The sequence below is a fragment of the Nostoc sp. DedSLP03 genome, assembly GCF_034530815.1.
Classification (GTDB): domain Bacteria; phylum Cyanobacteriota; class Cyanobacteriia; order Cyanobacteriales; family Nostocaceae; genus Nostoc.
In genome coordinates this window covers 73503-95599 of record NZ_JAVRCK010000011.1, presented here as the reverse complement: position 1 = coordinate 95599, position 22097 = coordinate 73503, and the positions used below count along the sequence as shown (strand labels likewise).

Sequence of the window (22097 nt, the reverse complement as noted above, 5' to 3'; positions counted from 1 at the left end):
AGGTTATGTATCGATAAAAGTATTGCAGTCTACAGTTTAGTTAATAGCGGATTAAATTTAGATTTTTCTACCTTGCCGATTAGTTACCTTTTTGAGGGAGATATAAAAAACTTATTTTATTTATAAGAATATATCCGAAACAATTATGGTAACTCAAAATGAACGAATCAAACTGAATTAAGAATTACAAGAATGGTAGAAAAGTACAAATTCATAAGTAATTCCCTTTCAATGATACTCAATCGGTTAGCACAAAGCATAACAGCATTTGTTTTAACCGCTTCTATTGCTCGTACTTTAGGAGCTGAGGCTTTAGGTCAGTATCTACTCGCATATAGCTACTATTTTATCTTTGTGGGCATTGCCTCACAAGGACTAAAGACATTGTTTACTAGAGAACTAGCTCGTGAGCCACAAAAAACACCAGTCTATCTAATGAGTGGTACGTGGCTACAGTTAATATTTAGTTTCTTTAGTTATGCGGCATTGGTAATTGTAGTGTTTTTTCTTCCTTATAGTTCTAAGACCTCAACTGTTTGTTACATAATGGGCTTAACGATCGTTCCTTTTGCGCTTTCTAATATCACAGAGGCGATTTTTCAAGCTAAAGAAAAAATGCATCTGATAGCGATCGCTACAGTGCCGATCTATATCCTACGCCTAATAATAATGATTTGGGCGATGCAACTAAAATATGGAATTGAATATTTGGGGGGAATCCTATTTTTTTCAGAAACACTAATTCTGATAATTGAATGGATTTTTATTGTTCCTTTAGTAAAAATACAATGGCAGATTGATAGAAGTTTTGTCTTTAATACAATTAAAGAAGCGCGGACATTTTTTGCTATTGAAGCAATGGCTGTAGTTAGTGGCAGAATTCAAATATTGATTCTTTCATTATTAGGAAATGAACTTTTAGTAGGTCTATTTGGTGGAATAACACAATTACTACAACCCTTTTTGATTATTGCTAATAGTATAACTTTAGCAATATTTCCAAGATTTTCCAAGGCAGTAGAGCAAGGACGGGACAAGCAGAGACAGATAGCTGAAAATATTATCGAAATTTTATTAATCATTGCATTGCCGTTATACCTTGGAATCTTATTGTTTGGCAAAGATTTGTTAGTTTTTATCTATAATACTAGCTTTGCTGAAGCAAATATAGCCCTTAGTTTAGCCGCTGCATCACTCCTTTTTTTGCCGTTTGCACGCTCACTAAGTTATTTACTTGTAGCCAATGGTTTCGAGATAGTGAACCTACGGGAAGTAGTTATTACTACTACATTAGGAAGCTTGGGAGGTGTGGTATTAGTTTCGCACTATAAGTTGCTAGGTGCAGCTTTAATAGCATTATTAATGACTATTTTTGGTTCTATCCAGTATATTTATTTCACCTATACTCGCTTATTTTCATTAAATTTATGGCGAATATTTCGCCGTCCATTAATAATAAGCATTCTCATGTTATTTATATTAATTTTATTACAAAAACTTAATCTAGACTTTATATTTACTTTACTCATTGCAACTTGTGTCTATTCTTTATTTGTGATTTATTTAGGTATTCGTGCATTTGGTGGGTTTCGTTTTTTATGGATAAAATTTTTAAAATCGTAGTAGGTGTTGAAGATAGATTTTTACCATTAACTCATCAAAATTGAGCGAGGTATAATTTTTATTATGATTAAAGTTGCTTTATTACATTTTTGCTTTGAAGATTACACTATTGAATTAGCAAACAGTTTAGTTAAATATGTTGATTTAACGCTTATTCACCCGGAAAAAATCTCAAATGTATGCAGCAATGTTCTTGATTCCAGTATCCGCGTAATTACCTTTAAAAAACCGCGGATTCGCGACCCGCGCAACCTATTGTCTATGTACGCGATGATGCGTATTATCAAAGACATAAAACCAGATATTTTGCATGTGCAAGAAACTAACGATCCTTGGTATGATTGGACACTGTTACTCAACAAAATGCCACCAGTGGTGACAACTATCCATGATATATTCCGTCACCCAGGGGATAGCATGTCTGTATTCGGTTCAGAGTATACCAGGCGTATTGCCTTCTACCGTTCCCAACAATTGATTGTTCATACTCATCAACTAAAAAAAATTCTAATTGAACAATTCCGTATACCTCAAGAGCGAGTCAATGTTTTACCACATGGGGAACTTGGTAGTTTGTATAAGCGTCGGGGTAATCACGATAGTCAGACTCGCGATCCAAATACATTACTATTTTTTGGCCGCATCTGGCCATACAAAGGATTGAAATATTTACTTCAGGCTATGCCTTTAATTGCTGAACGTATACCTGAAGTCAAACTGATTATCGCTGGACGGGGAGAAAACATAAAACAATATTTCCCTAATGGTTACGATCAGAAACGCTACGAAATTATCAATGACTTTATCCCCCTTGAAGAAGTAAGTAAGCTATTTCAACGCAGTACGGTAACAGTTTTACCATACATAGAAGCTTCTCAAAGTGGTGTAGCAGCTTTATCTTATGGGATGGGAACGCTGGTTGTAGCGTCTGAAGTAGGGGGATTAAGTGAGATAATTCAGCATAAAAAAGATGGGTTGTTAGTTCCACCTTGTGATGTTCAATCTTTAGCTGATGCCATTATTTATTTGTTAAGCGATCGCGACTTGCAACAACGCATGCAAACTGCGGCATTAGCACGTTGTCAAGAAGATTTAAATTGGTCAAATATTGCTGCTCAAACAGCTCAAATTTATTATCAAAAAATAAATATGCAAAATAAATATTAGTTATTTTATTATGCGAAAAATACTAATTGTTACTGAACAGGTATTCACAATTTTGAGCTTGCTGATGTATTCAGGGGCAATCTTTGTTCTCGTACTATCAGGAGGAGCTGGACAGAGCGATTTAGTAGAAATTGATAGCTCTGGGATTCGAATTATTTATTCCTTAATCTACGCAGTTACAGTAATACTACTAATTTTGCGTTGGAAGACAACTCTTTATTTCCTTAAAAAAGACTTTTGGCTTTTTTCTTTAATTTTATTGTCAGCTGTTTCTATTCTTTGGTCTTTTGAACCATCAACGACATTAAAAAATAGTTTTTCCCTTATTAATTCCAGTTTATTTGGATTATATTTTGCTTCGCGATATAGCTTAAAACAGCAATTACATTTACTTGCTTGGAACTTTGCAATTATTATAATACTCAGTTTTATTTTTGCTATAGCTTTGCCTAAATATGGAATACAGAGCGATTTGGATGGCTCAAAGTGGCGTGGAGTATTCACGCACAAAAACGGTCTAGGAGCAAGAATGGTAACAAGTAGTATGACTTTTTTCATCCTTGGTTATCAAACTCAAAGACGTAGTTGGTTTTTCTGGGCAGCGTTTAGCTTGTCAATAATACTCTTACGGCTTTCTGCTTCCGGTTCCTCTCTAGTTAATCTATTAATTATAATATTGGCATTTTTTATTTTTCAAATTTGGCGTTGGTCTTACCAGTTCATTGTACCAACCCTAATAATGATGGCAACTATCAGCCAAAGTTTATATTTTTGGTTCTCTAATAACCCTGATATCCTGTTTGGTGCAATTGGTAAAGATGCGACACTGACGGGTCGAACACAATTGTGGCCATTAGTAATTGATAAGATTTGGAAACATCCTTGGCTTGGTTACGGTTATGGTGGATTCTGGCAAGGATGGAATGGCGAATCTGCTGATATTTGGCTTGCAGCTGGATGGACGCCAAACCACCCCCACAATGGTTATCTGGCTCTTTGTCTTGATTTGGGTCTTTTAGGGTTAGGAGTCTTCTTTTTTGGATTTTGGCGCAGTTATCTGCAAGGATTTGCTTGCGTGCGTAGTAGTAAAACAGCATTTGATATTTGGCCACTTATACACATGACATTTATACTCTTATCTAGCCTCACTGAGTCTAACTTGCTGGAATCAAATAGTTTAACTTGGATACTCTATGTAGCGGCATCTCTCTCTGTCAGAATGTAAAGATCAAGTAAAAATTAGATGATTAATCAATATAACTGTAACCAGCTAGTAACAGCAAAACTGATGGTTCTTACGATATAGATATGCATACTTATTTAACCCAGTTTCGCTAAGTTATGAATATAGGTTCCATAAATAAGGTATATTTTAGACTTGGCAAGTGAGTGTTTTACTAAAGTAACGTTTTACATTTCCCTGCCTATCACCCATAAATTCAGGGTTTCGACCATTGTTACGAGTGAGTGAATAATTACTTACTAAACTAATTAAAAATTGAAATTATTATGGCATCACCGAAGAAAGTACTAATTATCGTTGAAAACCTCCCAGTTCCCTTTGATAGACGGGTATGGATGGAAGCAACTACTTTACAAAAAGCTGGGTATGAAGTTAGTGTAATTTCACCTACAGGTAATGGCTTTGAAAAAGATTACGAAATTATTGAGCAGATTCACATTTATCGTCATCCTCTACCACCGGAAGAAAGTTCTGTCATTGGCTATCTCCGAGAGTACAGTTGGGCGATTAACTGGCAATTCCGTTTAGCTCAAAGGGTATGGCGAGAGCGTAGTTTTGATGTCATACATATTTGTAATCCGCCCGATTTACTTTTCTTGGTAGCAGCATGGTTTAAATTATTTCATGGTATATGTGTTATTTTCGATCATCATGACCTTAGTCCGGAAATGTATGAAGCTAAGTATCGGCGGCGCGATGTTTTTTATCATGGATTACGCTGGGCTGAACGCTTGACCTATGCCACAGCAGACATGGTAATTTCAACGAACGAGTCACACAGAGAGGTAGCTCTTAACCGTGGGCACAAGAAACCAGAGAAAGTATTTGTAGTTCGTAGTGCGCCCGATCTTTCGCGCTTTCGTCGAATGCCTCCAAACCCCAATTACCGTAGAGGTAGAAATTACTTGATAGGTTACATGGGTGTCATGGGAGAACCAGAGGGTATTGATTATCTCCTAAGAATGGTATATTACATTGTATACAAAAAAAATCGCTCTGATATTCACTTTATGCTAATTGGTAGTGGACCTATGGCAGAAAAGCTCAAGGACTTATCCAAAGAGTTAGAAGTGAATGAGTTTGTAGAATTTACAGGGTTTAAGCAAGGTGAAGAACTTTTAGAGCGGCTTTCCAGCTGCGACGTGTGTGTAGAACCTTCTCCAACATCTGCTTATAACGAAAACTGCACTATGAATAAAATTCTTGAATACATGGCAATGGGAAAAGCAATTGTCCAGTTTGATTTGCGAGAGGGAAGACGTTCTGCACAAGAAGCATCTCTTTATGCTAAGCCTAATGACGAAGTAGAATTTGCCGAGAAAATTTTGGAACTTCTAGATTCTCCCGAACGTAGACAAAAGATCGGAGCCGAGGGCCGACGCAGAATGGAGGAAATTCTTGAATGGCAATATCAAGCTCCAAAACTGTTAGATGCTTACGATAAAGTTTGGCAAAGTAGGTAGCTACTTGAACTTTCAGAATTACTATATGTAGTAAGTGAGTTGAGTAATGAGTAGATGTTTATGGTCAAAAATTACAAAATGACTAAAGAACGAATTTTTTGCTTGACTTTAAAATTTGTGTTTTGGCTAAGATAGTTTATCTGACAAGGTATCTAGCCGTATAATATCAAAGTAAAAAATCAAGTCTTTGATAATCCAGAAATAAATTTAAATGAACATTAGTGGTTGATGGCTAATGCAAAAAAATTTTAATTTAACCTCCTGTTACTAAAGGGTTGATTTATGAGAAGGCAGTTATAATTAGCACGTAGTTAACTGACCTGAAATCCCAAAATTAACAAAGGTTTTGCTCAATAAAGGTACACACACCACCGTTACACATTTACACTCAATAAGGACTAAATTCTTCACTTAATCCCTCCTTTGTCACTTTCGGCAGAGAATAATTTGTAACCCTTGCCCAGATAGGATTTTAATATTAGAGCTTGTTTGAAAGTTTCTATTAGCTTGCGATCGCTAATCTTCCCACTAAATCTAGGTTTCATCATTTAGATCCAATTTTTATTTCCCCAGAGTGACAAAAGAGGGTTAATACTATAATACGTTTCATTTAAGCACTTCTTGCTGATTTTATTTGCGTCTTTGGCGGTTCGTTAAAAAAAGGATTTTGATAAAGAGTTAAGCTTTAACTGAACCGTATTCGTCTATACTATATTTTATATTGTAAAATTATACATAATCAATATTGTCAATTGCACTAGTTTGTGACTGTTATAAGTCAATTTTGAGTTTCTTGCTTAAGACCTGTACTTGGGAAGATTTATGTCAGAAAAATCTATGGAATCTAGAGAATCTATTGATTTAGACCTTAATCGTTACTTATTGATATTGAAACGGTGGTGGGTACCGGCTTTCAGTGTATTTGTGGCGACAGTTATTCTGAGTGCCATATCTACACAATTTCTGAAGCCAGATTATGAAGCGGAAGGAAAACTTTTATTTAGGGTTCCCAGTTTTAAAGTAGCAGGCAATAATCTTTACCCTGATACCTCTGAAGGAGGAGAGGCAGGAGATTTGAAACCATTGGTAGCAACTCAAAATCCCATAAGCAGTCAGATAGAAGTTATTTCTTCTCCAGCTTTATTGCAACGGACAATAGACAAACTACAACTTAAAGACAACGATGGTGAACCTCTTGAGGTAAAAGAACTACTAAAACTCCTGAACTTAAAAGTTATTGGTGGGACAGATGTGCTGCGTATTGCTTATAAAAGTCACAATCCTGAAGAAGCAGCGGCAGTAGTCAACACAATTATGAAGTTTTATTTAGAAAATGATATTCTGACAAATCGCTCTGAGGCAGGAGCAACTCGTCAGTTTATGGCCAAGCAACTTCCTACAACTCAAGCTGCTGTTAATAATGCAGAAGTAGCGCTACGTATATTTAAACAAAAGCATCAGATTGCAGATTTATCAGAGGAGACAAGATCGGCTGTTGCGACTATTGGAAATCTAGATAATGAGATGAATACTGTCAAGGCTCAACTGGATGAGGTAAATGCCCAAACCAATGAACTACGGCAGAAAGTAGAGCTAAATTCTCAGGAAGCGATCGCTGTGAGTGCCCTTAGTCAGTCACCAGCAGTACAGGGAATTCTTACACAACTTCAAGAAACCGATCGGCAGTTAGCGGTTGAGCGCAGCCGTTTTCTCGATGACAGCCCTACAATTATTAACCTAGAAGCAAAAAAAGCGAATTTAAAATCTCTTCTACAACAGCAAGTTGGTCAGACTATTGGCAATCAAACACAAGTTCCCCAGAACCTATTGCAGATTGGAGAACTCAGACAAAGCCTGATACAAAACTTTCTGCAATCAGAAATACAACGTTTTGGCTTAACTCAAAGACTCTCGTCTTTATATAATTCTCGTGCCAGCTATGAACAGCGGGTGAAACTCATACCCCAGTTGGCACAAAACCAGCGAGAGTTAGAACGGAAAGTTGAAGTTGCAGAATCAACCTATCAAACTCTATTGAAAAAGGTTCAAGAATTACAGTTAGTTGAAAATACAAATACCCCTAGTTCCCGAATTATTGCTCAGGCTTTAGTGCCTGAAGATCCTACATTAACCAAAAAAATAATTGTTTTGGTGCTAGGAGTCATGTTTGGTTTGTTTTTTGCTACCACAACTGTACTTTTTCTCGCGATGAGAGATAGATCTCTAAAAACACTTAAAGAAATTAGAGATGTATTTAAATATACTTTGCTAGGAATTGTTCCTTTGTCTGTTAAAAAGCTTCGTTCCCGTGATTCAAATGCAGAATCAATGTCTCAAATAGTTGCCGTCAGAGATACTCCCCACTCTTTAACGAGTGAAATGTATCGGATGATACAAGCAAATCTGAAATTCTTAAGTTCAGATAAATTGCTTAAAACCATTGTGATAACTAGTGCAATTCCTAAAGAAGGCAAGTCTACAGTTTCAGCTAATTTGGCAGCAGCGATCGCTCAACTAGGACGTCAAGTTTTATTAATAGATGCAGATATGCGAGTTCCTTCTCAGCATCATCTCTGGCAATTAACCAATGAAGTTGGTTTGAGTGAGGTTCTGGTAGGTCAGGCTGAATTTAACATTGCCGTATCTAAGGTAATGGACAACCTTGATGTTTTAACTGCTGGAGTTAGGCCTCCCAACCCACTTGCTTTGCTTGACTCAAAACGGATGGCATCACTCATTGATAGTTTCTCATCCCAGTATAAGTATGACTTTGTAATTATTGATGCTCCTCCACTGCTTTTGGCAGCCGATGCTTTGACTTTAAGCCAAATGACTGATGGTATTTTGTTAGTAGCTCGACCCGGAGTAATTGATTCCAACAGTGCTAATGCTGCTCAAGAGATATTAGAGAGATCCAATTACAACGTTCTAGGTTTAGTAGTCAACGGAGTCATTGATAAAAATGAATCTAGTAGTTATCGATATCATTCTCACGAATACTTTAACCCAAGAGAGTTGAAAAAAGAGCTTAAGGGACTGGCGAAGAAATAAAGCTTCTAAAAACACTATTTTAGGAGTTACATCAAGTCCGGATAAATTATTTATTAATTAATTAAAGACTGACGTAAAGACGCCAGAAATTTTAAATAATAAGTAATTAACCGGACTAAAAATTATTTATATAGCGCTCCTAGATCAGAGCAGATATATCTATCACTGTTTTCCTTCATGGCTCTTGCTGGCCTTCTCCAATTGGGTTGTAGACAAAAGCTATATATCAATAAGAACTTTATCCTACAACCCAATGCCATACTTTTAACTACTACTGATTTTCGTATGCACCTCTATCAGGTGCATAACCGGACACACGAGGATTGCCTAGAAAATCGGTTTTCAAACTACTCCACTTTAAACCACTATTAATTGCCGGACTTGTTGATTTTAATCTAAAGTCACGAGCTGAGGGATTAACAAACTGTGGATCTGCAATTATATCGTTAGGTCCTGTAATCTTGATCGTCGAATTATTGCGATAAACATTGTAGTTATAATTGACGTTGACATTTTTCATATTGCTATTCGCAGCATTACCAGGGGAAGGATACATAATGTTATTGAAAATTTTGACATCAGATGAATAACCCGCATAAATTTCGCCCTTTGCCTTTTTTTTAACTTCTGCACTTTGCTGATTCAAATATGCCGTGTTGTTGATAATATCGATATGCTGACTATCATGGGCATGAATACCTGAACCGCCATTATTGTAGGTGAGATTGTTTGCAATTAAAACCCGTCCTCTATATCCTTTTGAAACATCAACAATAATGCCATTACCGTCTGTGATCGTTCCGGCATCAATCCAAGGAACGTACATTCGATTGTTGTAGCTCCTATTATTGGTCACAAATATCTTGTATCCCTTGTTATTGTCAGAACTCCAATTATTAAGCATGGAAATGCCACTGCAACCATGAACTGTGTACCAAGCGTTATTGAAAACAGTGTTATTATCCACTTTCACATAATCAGCTTGGATTGCTGAGATACCTCCTCCTCCACAATCATGCACTTTGTTGTTTAGAATATTTATGTGATGAGAACGGCCTTTGTTTCCTCCCTCAATGCTTATGCAATTTCCGTTAGTAAGCGGATTTGATCTGTTATATTTCTGACTTAACGCATAATCACGGGTGATATTAGCATTGTTCCCTATAACCTCCAGCCCGTTAATCTCGATGTATGAAGCTCCATTTGAAATCGAGATACCATTCCACGTATTGTGCTGAATTTTTGGAAAATGCCCAGGATATGCTTCATATTTAATCCATGCATTTGCAGTTCCAGAACGTTTAATACTTAGTACAGAACCGTTTTTAGGCCCATTCTTGTATTGCCCGTTCATAATAAGTACCGTATCGCCAGGATTAGTCAGGTTTGCTGCCCTTTGAAGTGTCCTAAAAGCGGATGAGGTAGAGAGTCCGCTATTTCTGTCGTTTCCGTTACCACTAACATAGTATGTTGTCCCAGTTGAAATACCACTGATCAGTTTGCGGTTAGGTAGTGGTGTTTCCTGAATAGTGGATGGCTGAGGAACATCTTTAAAGAAAGACTCTGTTATTCTCTGTCCTTGAACCAGACCTGTTAATGCCCAGGGAAGTACAAGAGATGCGCTCAAACTGAGAAAACCGAAACCATGAATCATCATAGGGAAAAAATAGGGTATGTTGCAAAAACTCAATCGTTAACGGTTAGTAACTCTAGCCTTAGTTAATAACCCAGTATTAGATACGGTCGTATCACTGCCACTTGTAAGTTTATACACGGTTTTATAGGTTTAAACCTGCGCATTTTCGCGTAAATATGGCTGAACCACCTTTTGAGCTTGTGTTCCAAAAAATCGCAAACATCTGATAAAATCACTGAATAAAAAATATCAGTATCCAGAGTTACCCTATTCATGAACACCAAGCAACCGTACAAATGGCGTCATTTCCAATTCGACATCATTCTACTGTGTATACGCAGTATCTGTGGTTAAAATAGTATATCTGTCATCAATTAGTTGATTTACTTAAATAATTCTTATGATAATAAGAATCATTGAATGACTAAAAATCATTAATGAACTAGTATTTACGAAATCTGCTTTCTAAAATATTCTCATTATCATAAGTAATCCGAGTACCTACAATCAAGATTTCAAAAGTCTATCAATGCACATTATGAATTTACAATGAGAGTTTTAAAGTTTACAGTATTTTTCTATGAGTAATATTACTTAAAATTATTATAATGACGGATATATAAAAGTAGTCAAATAGCTTAGAACATTGGCAAATCAGAAGAGAGCGACTGTCAGAGTATTTATAGCAGACTTGTCCTAACCAGTATCACAGCATTTAAAAAAAACGCTATTTGGAAGAAGCGATGTCTTGTAAAGCGTTTGTTATGTGTCAATACGCTTGGGTTAAGGGTTGTTGGTGTAGATAATTGGTCTTTTAAGACGCGATAAGAGACCATTTATAAAGTAAATCTTTAGGCAACAAGACGACGCAACATAACACGAGTCATAACAGCATATATGGCAGCTTCACTCATTTCTGGAAGACGCTCATAATCCTTACTAAGACGATGATATTGGTAAAACCATCCAAATGTTCTTTCCACTACCCAGCGTTTGGGTAAAACCTCAAATTCTTTTCCTGTACGCTGCATTACCTCAACATCAGCTTGAATCATCAACCACACTGCGAGGGCAAACTTATCACCGTTATAGCCGGAATCAACCCACATTACCTCGACTTTTTCCAAGACTTCAGGATGTTCTTCTAGCAGCTCCATCAAAGCATAGGCTGCAAGCACTCAATAGGGCAGCATTTCCAACACTTGCCAATAACTTTGAGCAATAGCCCAAGACTATCAACTATCGTTTGGCGTTTCCTCTCTTTAACTAATTTGCCACCATCAAAACCGTACACATCCCCCTTTTTTCCGTCGTTTTAACCGACTGGCTATCTGCTGCGATGCCTACGGCGAGCTTTGCTAAGGCACTTGGTTGAGTTGACTTGCCCATTTTTTGACGAACTTGATCGCGCAAAGTATGATTCATTTGCTCCCAAATATCTCGTTTTTGCCATTTACGATAGTAGCTGTAAACAGTTGCACTGGGAGGAAAGTCCCCTGGAAGCATATCCCATTGGCAACTCGTCTTTAGGTGGTAGTAGATCGCATTGCATACTTCTCGCATATCCGTTGTTCGCGGATGCCCACCATGTTTAGCTGCTGGAATCAAAGGCGCTAAAATTGCCCATTCTGAGTCACTAAGGTCTGTAGAATAAAGCTTTCGCTTCATTGCTTCCTATGTAGATATACTGCATAAACAGTATCCTATCGTTGACTTCTACCTGATAACTCTTCTTTAGATTTACTTTATAAATAGTCTTTAAATCGCGTCTCTACATCTGGATTTTGGGCTTATCTAAACTGTATTGTGTTATGTGTAACTTGCTTTTGATTAAAGGATAGTGCAATTTTAGGGACGAAGAGGGTTGGCTAAGTCCCCAATTTGCATCTATCTTTTAAACTAAAGTCCGAATAAGTTCAAAAGATTAAAGATAACACCTAGAGGTCCGGTTATGGTGTTGACGGTATCGCCAGTCTTAGCTGAACCAGATCGGTTGACTACTACAACATCATTATTGCGGAGTATAGGATTAGTTTGCTCATTAATCCCAGCAGAGAAATCCACTTTTACTATACGTTTAGTGACAGAACCATTAGGGTTGAGGCGAATCAAATCAACAGCACTACTACTAGCTCTGGCATCATTAAATCCGCCAGCAGCGAGTATAGCTTGATTTAAAGAGCTATTTGGTTGAACGTCTGTTAGACCTGGTTTTTTAACTTCGCCAACCACACCAACCTGAATTCGTGTAGGAGACAAAGTAGTGGTCGCTAATTGAGTCGCTTCTGCGGGGTTAATTTCAGTTGCCGTCGGAATAACAATTGTATCTCCGTCTTGCACAATGATGTCTTGATTGGCATCACCACTCTGTAACAGTTGCCAAAGATTAATATCTATAGATTGTTCTGAGCCAGTTCTTGTAGGTCGGCGTAGCTTGAGATTACGCACATCAGCTTGTGCTGTAATCCCTCCAGCTAATTGAATTACTCGTGTCACATTTGGTAAACCAGTGGGACTGGCAGTGCCACTGTTGGGAGTTGCGCCCACTTGGCTATCTGTATTACCTGGGGTGACAAGATACGAACCAGGACGGTTAACTTCACCAATAATTGTTACTGTGCGGGGTGTGGTTTGACTGGCGGCAAAGTTGGATGCAAATATATTGCGAGATTCTGCGACGTTGAAGTTGGTTGCTGTTGGCACAACTATAGTGTCTCCATCCCGCAAGGTAATATCCTGCGATAACTTGCCTGTTTGAATGAGTTCTTTCAAATTGAGGGTGACAGATTGCTCTGAAGAACGTCCTATTCTACGCCGTAATTGAACTTGAGTCACATCCGCAGCTAAAGTCACCCCCTGCGCTGTTGTTAATGCTGCTAATACAGTGGGATATTGTACGCCTGGATTGTTCCCGGCGCCTCCGCTCAAGTTTAGAGTGTAAGCTCCAGGACGTGTCACCTCTCCAGCAACAAAAATATTTATAGGACGAGGAGACAAGAGATTGACTGAGATTAACGGGCGTTTGAGGAAGCGAGCATATCTTCTAGCTATTTCGTCAGAAGCTTGTTCAGTTGTTAGCCCTAATACCGATACACTGCCAATTAAAGGTAGGTTGATTGCTCCACCGGGGGGAATTTGGTATTCACCTGTATATTCAGGTACTTCAAATACATTTACACGGATGAGATCGCCGCCTCCTAATGAATAATTAGCATCTAATTGTGTTTGTGTAATTGGTGGTTGTGTTGTTGGTGGTAACGGTTGTCCCTGAGCTAGACTGGCAGATGACACAGCGGCATTGACAGCAGTTAACAAAGCCATACCTACAGTTGGCTGAATTAGGAATTTAGACAAACTTTTGTTAAGCATATTTACTTGAAACTCTGAAACTACAATCAATAAAGTACTGTCTAAACATTCTTATTTTGACTATACCTAAATATTCATGTTCCCCGACACTCTTATTTTCCTAGAAAAGTGTGATTTTCCGGAGGAAATTTGTTTATTGAAGTTAAATTTTTAGTGAAGTTAGCTTAAAGTTAATGTTGCTTGAATAGAGTAATATCAAAAAATATAGGATTTACACAAATAAACCCAGTTTCTACAAGAAATCGTCTGTTAGCTAACAATCAATTGTCACGAATAAATTTTTCTTTTCAAAGTTAATTTGATGACATTTAAAATTTGCGATGAGTAGTAAGGGACTACTAAAATTAGGAACAAGTTCATTAAATAAATACAAATAACCTTGAAAAGATGTTGGAATTTTATTTTTTGTGGATTGCGTTGGCAAAGAGAACTCAAAAAGGCAGAATTTTGGGTTTTGCTCTTCGAGCTAGTCGACAATTTACTACTTGGCAACAAGACTAATTCAAGGGGTTATTTTTTCTTTGGATCTGTTGAATAAAAAATTCTTCTAGGGATTGACGTGACAAGTTAATAGCAATAATTTTACCTTCCATAAGACGAAGACTGGCAAGAAAATCATAGTAACCATCTTGTAGTGTACCGTGCCAGGAACCATCAGGCTCAAATATGAGAGTGGGTATCCATTTTTTGAGAATTTCCCAGTCACCACCTTGACCTTTTACTTGATATGTGTCATTTACGCCTAAGAGTTCATTGAGGGAACCAGAGCAAATTAGTTCACCTTGAGCGAGGATGGCAATGCGATCGCAAATCTGTTCTACTTCACTAAGAACGTGGCTGTTGAAAAAAATCGTCTTACCAGCAGCTTTGAGCGCCAGAATAATTTCTCGCATTTGATAGCGCCCCACCGGATCGAGACCAGACATAGGTTCGTCCAGAAAAACTAAATCTGGCTCATTAATTAATGCCTGTGCCATACCAACACGCTGTAGCATTCCTTTGGAATAGCGGCGCAACAGTTTTTTACGGGCATCGGCTTGGGATAAACCGACCAATTCCAGTAGTTGGGGAATGCGCTGGCGTTGGACACTTTGGGGAATTTGGAATAACCCAGCAGCAAGCTGTAAAAATTCCCAACCAGTGAGATAGTCATACAAATAGGGATTTTCCGGCAGATAGCCAATATGTTGCTTAACACTGCGATCGCCTATTGGATTACCTAACAACGATCCGCGTCCAGAAGTGGGATGAATAATTCCCAGCAACAATTTTAAAAGGGTAGTTTTCCCAGCACCATTAGGCCCCAACAAACCAAAGGTTTCGCCTTTGTAAACCGTTAAAGAACAGTTTTTGAGAGATACGACTTTTTGATTTAGCCAAAAACCAGTGCGATAGACTTTTCGCAACTCAGAAGTTAGGACTACTGGTGGAATGTCTGCCGTATTAAGTTGAGAATTAGAGTCATCTGCAACAGACTTCATCTCGGTTAAATCACTATTTATCAGCTTGGCGTCAATTAAAAATTACCCGGTAGGCTGATAATAACCATCAACAACTCGTGTGTCAATTATCCGAAATGGGGGACTGGGGAAGAAGCAAGGGAGCAGTGAGCAGGGGAGGCAGGGGAGACAAGGAAGACAAGGGGGACAAGGAGGAATTATTAAACCAGTCTCTCCCTTGTCTTTTCCCTCTTCCTCATCTAAGTTGTCTCTTGTCCATGCCCCATGCCCAATCCCCAATGCCCAATTTGACTTTTTTCATAGAACTCCCTTAGAACTGGGAATTAAACCAGCACGTCGGGAGTCAATTTCTACCGCCAGCCGTGTTGCTCTTGCAAAAGCTTTAAATGTCGCTTCAATGATGTGATGAGAATTAATGCCATCCAATTGTCGAATGTGCAGTGTCATTTGACTATGGTTCACCAGTGCCACAAAAAATTCTCGCACCAGTTGGGTGTCATAGGTTCCTACCCGTTGAGTTGGAATTTGCAAGCCATAGCTGAGGTGAGGCCGTCCAGAAAAATCTAGCGCTACCTGAACTAAAGCTTCATCCAGCGGTGCAAGAAAATTACCAAAGCGGACAATACCCTTTCTGTCACCTAGTGCTTGGTTAAAAGCTTGCCCTAAAGTAATGCCTACATCTTCGTTAGTATGATGATCGTCAATTTCCCAGTCTCCCTTGGCTTGAACATCTATATCAATCAGCCCGTGGGAGGCAATTTGATGCAACATGTGATCCAAAAACGGAATACCTGTTGCTGCTGTGCAAGTTCCTCTACCATCCAGGTTGATGGTGACTTGCACATTAGTTTCACCAGTGGTGCGGTGAACAGTGGCAATGCGAGGGGTTTGGGTTGAGCGATCGTAGTTTGAATTAACTTGGCGATTGGTTGTTTGCATGGGGAGTGAAAAGAGTTAAAAGTTAGGAGTTATGAGTTATGAGTTAAAAATTTATAACTCTTAACTCCTCACTCCTAACTCCTAACTTTATCGTGTCACATTCCCATAATTTCATATCCTGCATCTACATAGAGAATTTGTCCGGTAATGCCGCTGGACAAATCACTACACAAGAAAGCCGCAGCGTTGCCCACTTCTAACTGAGTGACGGTGCGTCGTAGGGGAGCTACTTCTTCTACATGATGAATCATATCCAAAATCCCACCCACTGCTGAAGATGCCAAAGTACGGATGGGGCCTGCGGAGATGGCATTCACACGAATATTTTGCGGCCCTAGTTCAGCAGCTAAGTAACGCACACTCATTTCTAACCCCGCCTTGGCAATTCCCATAACGTTGTAGTTGGGGATTGCCCTAACACCACCTAAATATGTCAGGGTGACGATGCTACCTCCCTCTGTCATCAAAGGTTTGGCTGCACCACTTAACTGCACTAGTGAGTAGGTACTAATTTCTAAGGCGGTGTTGAAGCCAGAACGAGAAGTTTGGCTAAAATCTCCACTTAAATCGTCTTTGCTGGCAAAGGCCAGACAATGGATGAGGATATCTAGCTTTCCCCACTTTTCGCGGATTGTCTCAAAAGTAGATTTAATTTGGTCTTCATCTTGGACATTACAGGGAAGAAATAGGCTGGGGTTAAGAGGTTCTACCAATTCCGCGACTTTTTTCTCCATCTTGCCGCGTTCATCTGGTAGGTAGGTAATACCCAGGTTTGCTCCGGCTTTGTGCAGCTGTTGGGCTATCCCCCAGGCGATCGAGCGGTTATTGGCAATACCTGTAACAAGGGCATTTTTTCCAGTCAGATTTAGCATAAAAATTGTTAATGCGATCGATCATTAGGAGCATACTAGAATCTGAGGCTAATTTATCTTTGTTTTATACAGGATTTGCAAAAATGAATATTGGTAAGAGTTTTTGCTGCGTGTAAAAATCTTGATTTTTTATAAAGATATTCTCAAAATATCTTTATTTGTTCTTCAAAAAACCTTTTAAATACAGTTATTGGAACTAGTTATCAACAATTAGTAGCTGAAAGGATCAACAATTATGTATCATTATAAACAAAGAGTTATGAAGAGATTAGTTGGAGTATAGGAAAGTACAGAAAGGTTGACGGTGCTTTATTCATTTTTCGGGTGTATTCTTAGGTAATCAGTTTTTGTTTTTCCGGCATTGGGTAGGGGAAGGGAGATGATCGTGACACAAGATAAAGCCCTAGCAAATGTTTTTCGTCAGATGGCGACCGGGGCGTTTCCGCCAGTTGTGGAAACGTTTGAACGCAATAAAACGATCTTTTTTCCTGGCGATCCTGCCGAACGAGTTTATTTTCTTTTGAAAGGTGCTGTTAAACTTTCCAGGGTGTACGAGGCAGGAGAGGAAATAACGGTAGCGTTGCTGCGGGAAAATAGTGTTTTTGGTGTATTGTCATTGCTGACAGGAAATAAATCGGATCGGTTTTACCATGCGGTTGCATTTACTCCTGTAGAATTACTGTCGGCACCAATTGAACAGGTAGAGGTAGCACTCAAGGAAAATCCAGAATTATCAATGTTAATGCTGCGAGGTCTGTCTTCGCGCATTTTACAGACAGAGATGATGATTGAAACTCTTGCTCACCGAGATATGGGTTCTAGATTGGTGAGTTTTTTGTTAATTCTTTGTCGGGATTTTGGCGTTCCTTGTGCAGATGGGATCACAATTGATCTGAAGTTATCTCATCAAGCGATCGCAGAGGCAATTGGTTCAACTCGTGTTACCGTTACTAGGCTACTGGGAGATTTGCGTGAGAAAAAAATGATTTCCATCCACAAAAAGAAGATTACTGTGCATAAACCTGTTACCTTAAGTAGACAGTTCACATAAAAACAATTGGAGAAAGGGGAATCGGCGCGTGTTCTATTTTGAAAAATGACACTAATAGCTAGAGGTAAATCTAAAATTGAATAATTTCAGCTATTGCCAATTTCCACTTCTTTCCAGACAATGCTTAAAAGTAGTAGGCTGTATCTGGAAGGATTTCGGTAGCTAAAGATGACCACCGGATACATCCTTATCGCAGCAATTTTGATTTTGGGAGGCGTAATTGCCACCGTGGGCGATCGCATCGGCACACGAGTTGGCAAAGCCCGCCTCTCACTTTTTAAGCTTCGTCCGAAAAACACCGCCGTACTAGTAACAATTTTTACTGGTGGTTTGATTTCAGCATCAACTCTAGGGATTTTATTCGCTGCCGACGAAGGTTTGCGAAAAGGAGTCTTTGAGTTAGAAGATATTCAAACAGACCTCAGACAGAAGCGGGAACAGCTAAAAACCGCAGAAACGCAGAAAAGTCAGGTAGAGGGTGAGCTAAACCAAGCAAGAATTGCCCAAGCAAAAGCACAACAAGACTTGCAGGCAATTAATCAATCCTTGCAGGCGGCAAACGCCAAACAGAGGGAAACGCAAGCCCAGCTGAACCGCACAATTAGTCAACAAGCCCAAACCCAAACTCAACTCCAACGCACTCAAGGTCAGTTAGGACAAGTTGTAACTCAATACCAAAAAGCCATAGCTGAGTTGCAAAGCGTTTCCAATCAGAGAAAACAGCTACAGGCGGCAGTTGAACTCTTGAAGACAGAACGTCAACGACTGTATGCAGAAGCGAAAAAAGCCATTGACGAAGCCAAAACAGCAATCGAAAAACGCGATCGCGAACTTGCTAACCGTCAAGAAGCCATAGAAGCACGCGATCAAAAAATTGGCCAGCTGGATCAACTTATTCAAAAGCGTAACGTAGAAGTTGCAGCACGAGAGCAAGTGATTGCCAAACGGGAATCGCGCCTCAAAGAATTGGAAGCACAACAGGAGGAACTAGAACAGGAAGTTGCCAGACTGGAAAAATATTATCAGTCCTACCGCGACCTGCGTTTGGGTAAGCTGGCCTTAGTTCGCGGTCAAGTTCTGTCCGCTGCTGTAATTCGTGTTACTCAACCTGCCGCTGCTCGTCAGGCAGTGGTACAACTTTTACAAGAAGCCAATCGCAACGCCAACCTCGAATTAAGCGAGCCTGGTACAAATTCGTCAAATTTAGAGCTGTTGCGCGTGACCGAGGATCGGGTCGATCAATTAAGCAAGCAGATTGCCGATGGTAAAGAATACGTCGTGCGAATATTCTCTGCTGGTAATTACGTCAGGGGAGAAAAGCAGATAGAATTTTTCGCGGATACAGCCCAGAATCAACTGGTTTTTTCGGGAGGTGCGGTGCTAGCCACGACTACTGCTGATTCCCAAACCATGACATCTTATCAGTTACAGCAGCGGCTAGAAATACTGATTTCTGCTTCCCAATTTCGTGCCCGTAATGCCGGAATTGTCGAAAATGTGCAAGTAGAGGGGACTTTTCTGCGCTTTGTCAGTCTACTAAGACAGTATAATCAACCCTTGGAGATCAAAGCGATCGCAGCAGAGGATACTTATACAGCCGGGCCATTGAGAGTAAAATTGGTAGCAATAGTTAACGGAAAAATTATTTTTAGTACTTAAAAAATTATTTGCACACTGTTATTAGTAAGATTTAAACATATTGAACAGCAGTCAAAATAATTGCTATAGCTGCATTTTTTATTTAGCAGATACTATGCGAACATTTTTAATTTTTAATTAATTATGAATTTCCGTGAATTTTCACCAACGCAACCAGTCATCTTGGGGTTCGATCCAGGTCGAGATAAGTGTGGTCTAGGGGTGATGGGGCTGGATCGGCAACTGTATTATCATCAAGTTGTGTTAGCAAAAGAGGCGATCGCTAGTATTGAGACACTGCGCCAAAGGTTCCCGATCTCTTTGATGGTCATGGGCGACCAAACTACAGCCAAACAGTGGAGACAGAAACTATATCAAGAATTGACAGAACCGTTGAGTATTATTTTAGTGGATGAGCGCTACACAACCTTAGAAGCACGCGATCGCTATTGGCAAATGTTCCCGCCCAAAGGGTTAATCAAGCTATTGCCACAGGGTCTACGACAGCCTCCAAGACCCATAGATGACATTGTTGCCATCCTCTTAATCGAAAGATACTTAAATCGCCTCACTGAATCAGCAACCAGCCAATTTTAGATTTTTTCTTCAATCCAAAATCTAAAATCCAAAATCCAAAATTGAATAACTCCTAAGTTTTAAAGTTCCGCCCGAATCGTAAAAGCATAGTCTCCGCCAGGCTCTAGCTGGTAATCTTGTTGCTCTAAGAACCGACCGAGAGGTTCTTTGATTAAGGCGCGACCTTGGGAAGGCTTGACGGCAAGTTCTCCCCGACGAAAATGCCACTGGAAATGCCACTCAAACTCACCCGCACTCACTTCACCCTCAAGGAAGCCGTGTTGCCAGGATTGGCGGGTAATTCTGACATGGGCAATGGTTTCTGGCAGACGTTTTGCACTCACAATGCTTTATGTCAAGTGTGGAATAACAGCCGATGATCTAGGCTACTTATTTTATTTACCAAACATATCTCAATTAGACAAACTGACAAAGTGGGTATTTGTAGTTAACTAGGTTGTGTTTATGAGTAAGATGACTTCAGCATCCTGAAGTTGCACCACCGATAGCGTAAGCAAACTAGGCGTAGCCTCTCCTAGAGAAGCGTTAGCGAGTTTTATTTCGAGGGTCATAGTTCGTCATAGATATTGGAAAAAAAATCAAACGAGAAATGCTAATTTTTTCGTTGCTTCTAGCGATCGCATTTCAACTACTGGCACATTTGAGTAATCGTTTCCATTTGCAATGTGAAGCAGTTTCTACTGTCAATACCTAAATTAGCAGCGTCCAATACTCATACCATAATTGCGTCATTGAAGGTCTTTGTTGCAAAATCCACAGTATATCTATGCCGCAAGATAGCTGTTTTTTGGGTTTATATGTACGTTAAAAATGAGGCAAAAGTATCTTAAGTATACAATAAATTAAAAACTACAGATAAAAAGTTTCGTGATTTACGCATAGACACTTGTACAATTGGGCAGCGCTGCAAAAGCAACTATGTCGAACACCAACTTTTAGAAAAGCAGGAGGAACTTCTCATGGAGTCTTCAGAATAAATAAAAAAGTGGCTTTTTATAAGTTAGCAGTACTAAGTGTATTTTCAGAAAATACTTTATCTACTTTGGCATTTTATTTTATTTTACTGCTTAAGCAATTTGTCAATAATGATTTAGGTATAACTATTATTTGTTACTATTTCTGTCATGCTCAATTCCCTAACTCTAGTAAGATGTCCGCTCAGTCTTAAAATTGATAGTATATTGATTAAATGTAAATTTCAGTTGGCGTAATGAGGTACCTAATGGCAATTAAATTGAAAGTTCCGGATATTAAAGGTGAAGAATGCGCCAAGAAAATAACTAAATCTATTCTGACTATGGAATCTGATGCCAAAGTAGACGTGAACGTAGACACTAAAACTGTAACTGTAGATACTGAGGCTTCTGAAGAGTCAATTAAACAGATGGTTCAAGCTGCTGGTTTTACTATAGAAGGCTATTAATTACTTCATCTAAATTTCTTAAGAAATTTAGATGAAGTAATTAGCCAGTACAATTGTGTAATGATATTTACGTCCGTTTAACGGGCGTAAATATTACCAAATTACTCTAATCGAATGCAGATATTGTTTCTTTAATAGCAGGGCAAACTGAGTTAAATATTAACAAGCTTGAACAAAAGTGAAATTCACTCAGACTGCAATCAAAGACGACTTTAAAAAAATTAACTTTTAACTTTATTTTAATAACTATTAAAATTCTTGTAGTAGTCAAAAGTTTTCACCCTAAATCCTTCTCCCATGCTTGGGAAAAAGACTTTGAAATTGGCTCACTTTTTCATAATTTTGGGAAAAAGGATTGAGTGATATAGCAAGATTGCGTAGGGTGGCTGAATTTTGAATTTGAAAGTATATTCTTGTGTAGAAGTTAAGGCAATCAATGATTGTCATCAAATAATCTGATATTTTCACGCCTAATATAAAGAAGAATTATATTCACTAGACTTCTTGCAAAAGTCGGGAAAAGGGAAAGGGGAAAGGGGGAAAGGTTTGTTATTTTCCCTTTACC

At 38.9% G+C, this 22097-nt stretch carries 15 protein-coding genes and 1 pseudogene; 9 read left to right on the top strand and 7 right to left on the bottom strand.

What is annotated here, in order from left to right; translation table 11 throughout:
• Positions 1-192: 192 nt before the first annotated feature.
• The 5 genes from RM368_RS07865 (at position 193) to RM368_RS07845 (ending at position 8547) form a co-directional block, all read left to right on the top strand.
• Complete coding sequence (locus tag RM368_RS07865; RefSeq protein WP_322693560.1) at positions 193-1623, top strand: oligosaccharide flippase family protein; 1431 nt, start codon at positions 193-195, stop codon at positions 1621-1623.
• 63 nt (positions 1624-1686) lie between these two features.
• A complete protein-coding gene (locus RM368_RS07860; RefSeq protein WP_322693559.1) occupies positions 1687-2790 on the top strand; it encodes a glycosyltransferase family 4 protein in 1104 nt (367 codons plus the stop codon).
• Positions 2791-2800: 10 nt separating this feature from the next.
• The gene (locus tag RM368_RS07855; protein ID WP_322693558.1) at positions 2801-4015 is read left to right on the top strand and encodes an O-antigen ligase family protein; all 1215 of its coding nucleotides are present in this window, start codon (positions 2801-2803) and stop codon (positions 4013-4015) included.
• Positions 4016-4299: 284 nt separating this feature from the next.
• Positions 4300-5496: a glycosyltransferase family 4 protein gene (locus RM368_RS07850; protein WP_322693557.1), complete on the top strand. Its 1197-nt coding sequence runs from the start codon at positions 4300-4302 to the stop codon at positions 5494-5496.
• A gap of 822 nt (positions 5497-6318) precedes the next feature.
• Complete coding sequence (locus tag RM368_RS07845; RefSeq protein ID WP_322693556.1) at positions 6319-8547, top strand: GumC family protein; 2229 nt, start codon at positions 6319-6321, stop codon at positions 8545-8547.
• Positions 8548-8818: 271 nt separating this feature from the next.
• Here RM368_RS07845 and RM368_RS07840 read toward each other — a convergent pair whose 3' ends face one another.
• From RM368_RS07840 to fabI, 6 genes and pseudogenes are all read right to left on the bottom strand, one after another.
• Positions 8819-10204 (bottom strand): right-handed parallel beta-helix repeat-containing protein, encoded by a 1386-nt coding sequence (locus RM368_RS07840; RefSeq protein WP_322693555.1) that lies wholly within the window; start codon positions 10202-10204, stop codon positions 8819-8821.
• Between the two features lie 830 nt (positions 10205-11034).
• A pseudogene (locus tag RM368_RS07835) lies at positions 11035-11851 on the bottom strand (IS5 family transposase).
• Positions 11852-12082: 231 nt separating this feature from the next.
• Positions 12083-13552 (bottom strand): SLBB domain-containing protein, encoded by a 1470-nt coding sequence (locus RM368_RS07830; RefSeq protein ID WP_322693554.1) that lies wholly within the window; start codon positions 13550-13552, stop codon positions 12083-12085.
• 497 nt (positions 13553-14049) lie between these two features.
• The gene (locus RM368_RS07825) at positions 14050-15033 is read right to left on the bottom strand and encodes an ABC transporter ATP-binding protein (protein ID WP_322693553.1); all 984 of its coding nucleotides are present in this window, start codon (positions 15031-15033) and stop codon (positions 14050-14052) included.
• Between the two features lie 276 nt (positions 15034-15309).
• Positions 15310-15951, bottom strand: coding sequence for an imidazoleglycerol-phosphate dehydratase HisB (gene hisB, locus RM368_RS07820; protein WP_322693552.1), 642 nt, complete (start codon positions 15949-15951; stop codon positions 15310-15312).
• Between the two features lie 95 nt (positions 15952-16046).
• The gene (gene fabI / locus RM368_RS07815) at positions 16047-16823 is read right to left on the bottom strand and encodes an enoyl-ACP reductase FabI (RefSeq protein WP_322693551.1); all 777 of its coding nucleotides are present in this window, start codon (positions 16821-16823) and stop codon (positions 16047-16049) included.
• A gap of 379 nt (positions 16824-17202) precedes the next feature.
• On the opposite strand from fabI, the gene ntcA reads away from it, so the two are divergent.
• The 3 genes from ntcA (at position 17203) to RM368_RS07800 (ending at position 20109) form a co-directional block, all read left to right on the top strand.
• A complete protein-coding gene (gene ntcA / locus RM368_RS07810; protein WP_292854711.1) occupies positions 17203-17874 on the top strand; it encodes a global nitrogen regulator NtcA in 672 nt (223 codons plus the stop codon).
• A gap of 168 nt (positions 17875-18042) precedes the next feature.
• Positions 18043-19533 carry a DUF3084 domain-containing protein gene (locus RM368_RS07805; protein WP_322693550.1) on the top strand — a complete coding sequence of 497 codons (1491 nt, stop codon included), beginning with the start codon at positions 18043-18045 and terminating at the stop codon, positions 19531-19533.
• Positions 19534-19656: 123 nt separating this feature from the next.
• Entirely contained in the window at positions 19657-20109 is a 453-nt protein-coding gene (locus tag RM368_RS07800; protein ID WP_322693549.1) for a resolvase, read from the top strand.
• Positions 20110-20168: 59 nt separating this feature from the next.
• Here the strand turns inward: RM368_RS07800 and RM368_RS07795 are convergent, their stop codons facing one another.
• Positions 20169-20432, bottom strand: coding sequence for a DUF3146 family protein (locus RM368_RS07795; protein WP_069070640.1), 264 nt, complete (start codon positions 20430-20432; stop codon positions 20169-20171).
• 899 nt (positions 20433-21331) lie between these two features.
• Here RM368_RS07795 and RM368_RS07790 point away from each other — a divergent pair.
• Positions 21332-21532 carry a heavy-metal-associated domain-containing protein gene (locus RM368_RS07790; protein WP_322693548.1) on the top strand — a complete coding sequence of 67 codons (201 nt, stop codon included), beginning with the start codon at positions 21332-21334 and terminating at the stop codon, positions 21530-21532.
• Positions 21533-22097 lie beyond the last annotated feature (565 nt).

Excerpts from the sequence above, each read along its gene's own strand:
- RM368_RS07865 (WP_322693560.1), top strand. The coding sequence starts at position 193 with ATGGTAGAAAAGTACAAATTCATAAGTAATTCCCTTTCAATGATACTC.
- RM368_RS07860 (WP_322693559.1), top strand. The coding sequence starts at position 1,687 with ATGATTAAAGTTGCTTTATTACATTTTTGCTTTGAAGATTACACTATT.
- RM368_RS07855 (WP_322693558.1), top strand. The coding sequence starts at position 2,801 with ATGCGAAAAATACTAATTGTTACTGAACAGGTATTCACAATTTTGAGC.
- RM368_RS07850 (WP_322693557.1), top strand. The coding sequence starts at position 4,300 with ATGGCATCACCGAAGAAAGTACTAATTATCGTTGAAAACCTCCCAGTT.
- RM368_RS07845 (WP_322693556.1), top strand. The coding sequence starts at position 6,319 with ATGTCAGAAAAATCTATGGAATCTAGAGAATCTATTGATTTAGACCTT.
- RM368_RS07840 (WP_322693555.1), bottom strand. The coding sequence starts at position 10,204 with ATGATGATTCATGGTTTCGGTTTTCTCAGTTTGAGCGCATCTCTTGTA.
- RM368_RS07830 (WP_322693554.1), bottom strand. The coding sequence starts at position 13,552 with ATGCTTAACAAAAGTTTGTCTAAATTCCTAATTCAGCCAACTGTAGGT.
- RM368_RS07825 (WP_322693553.1), bottom strand. The coding sequence starts at position 15,033 with ATGAAGTCTGTTGCAGATGACTCTAATTCTCAACTTAATACGGCAGAC.
- hisB (WP_322693552.1), bottom strand. The coding sequence starts at position 15,951 with ATGCAAACAACCAATCGCCAAGTTAATTCAAACTACGATCGCTCAACC.
- fabI (WP_322693551.1), bottom strand. The coding sequence starts at position 16,823 with ATGCTAAATCTGACTGGAAAAAATGCCCTTGTTACAGGTATTGCCAAT.
- ntcA (WP_292854711.1), top strand. The coding sequence starts at position 17,203 with ATGATCGTGACACAAGATAAAGCCCTAGCAAATGTTTTTCGTCAGATG.
- RM368_RS07805 (WP_322693550.1), top strand. The coding sequence starts at position 18,043 with ATGACCACCGGATACATCCTTATCGCAGCAATTTTGATTTTGGGAGGC.
- RM368_RS07800 (WP_322693549.1), top strand. The coding sequence starts at position 19,657 with ATGAATTTCCGTGAATTTTCACCAACGCAACCAGTCATCTTGGGGTTC.
- RM368_RS07790 (WP_322693548.1), top strand. The coding sequence starts at position 21,332 with ATGGCAATTAAATTGAAAGTTCCGGATATTAAAGGTGAAGAATGCGCC.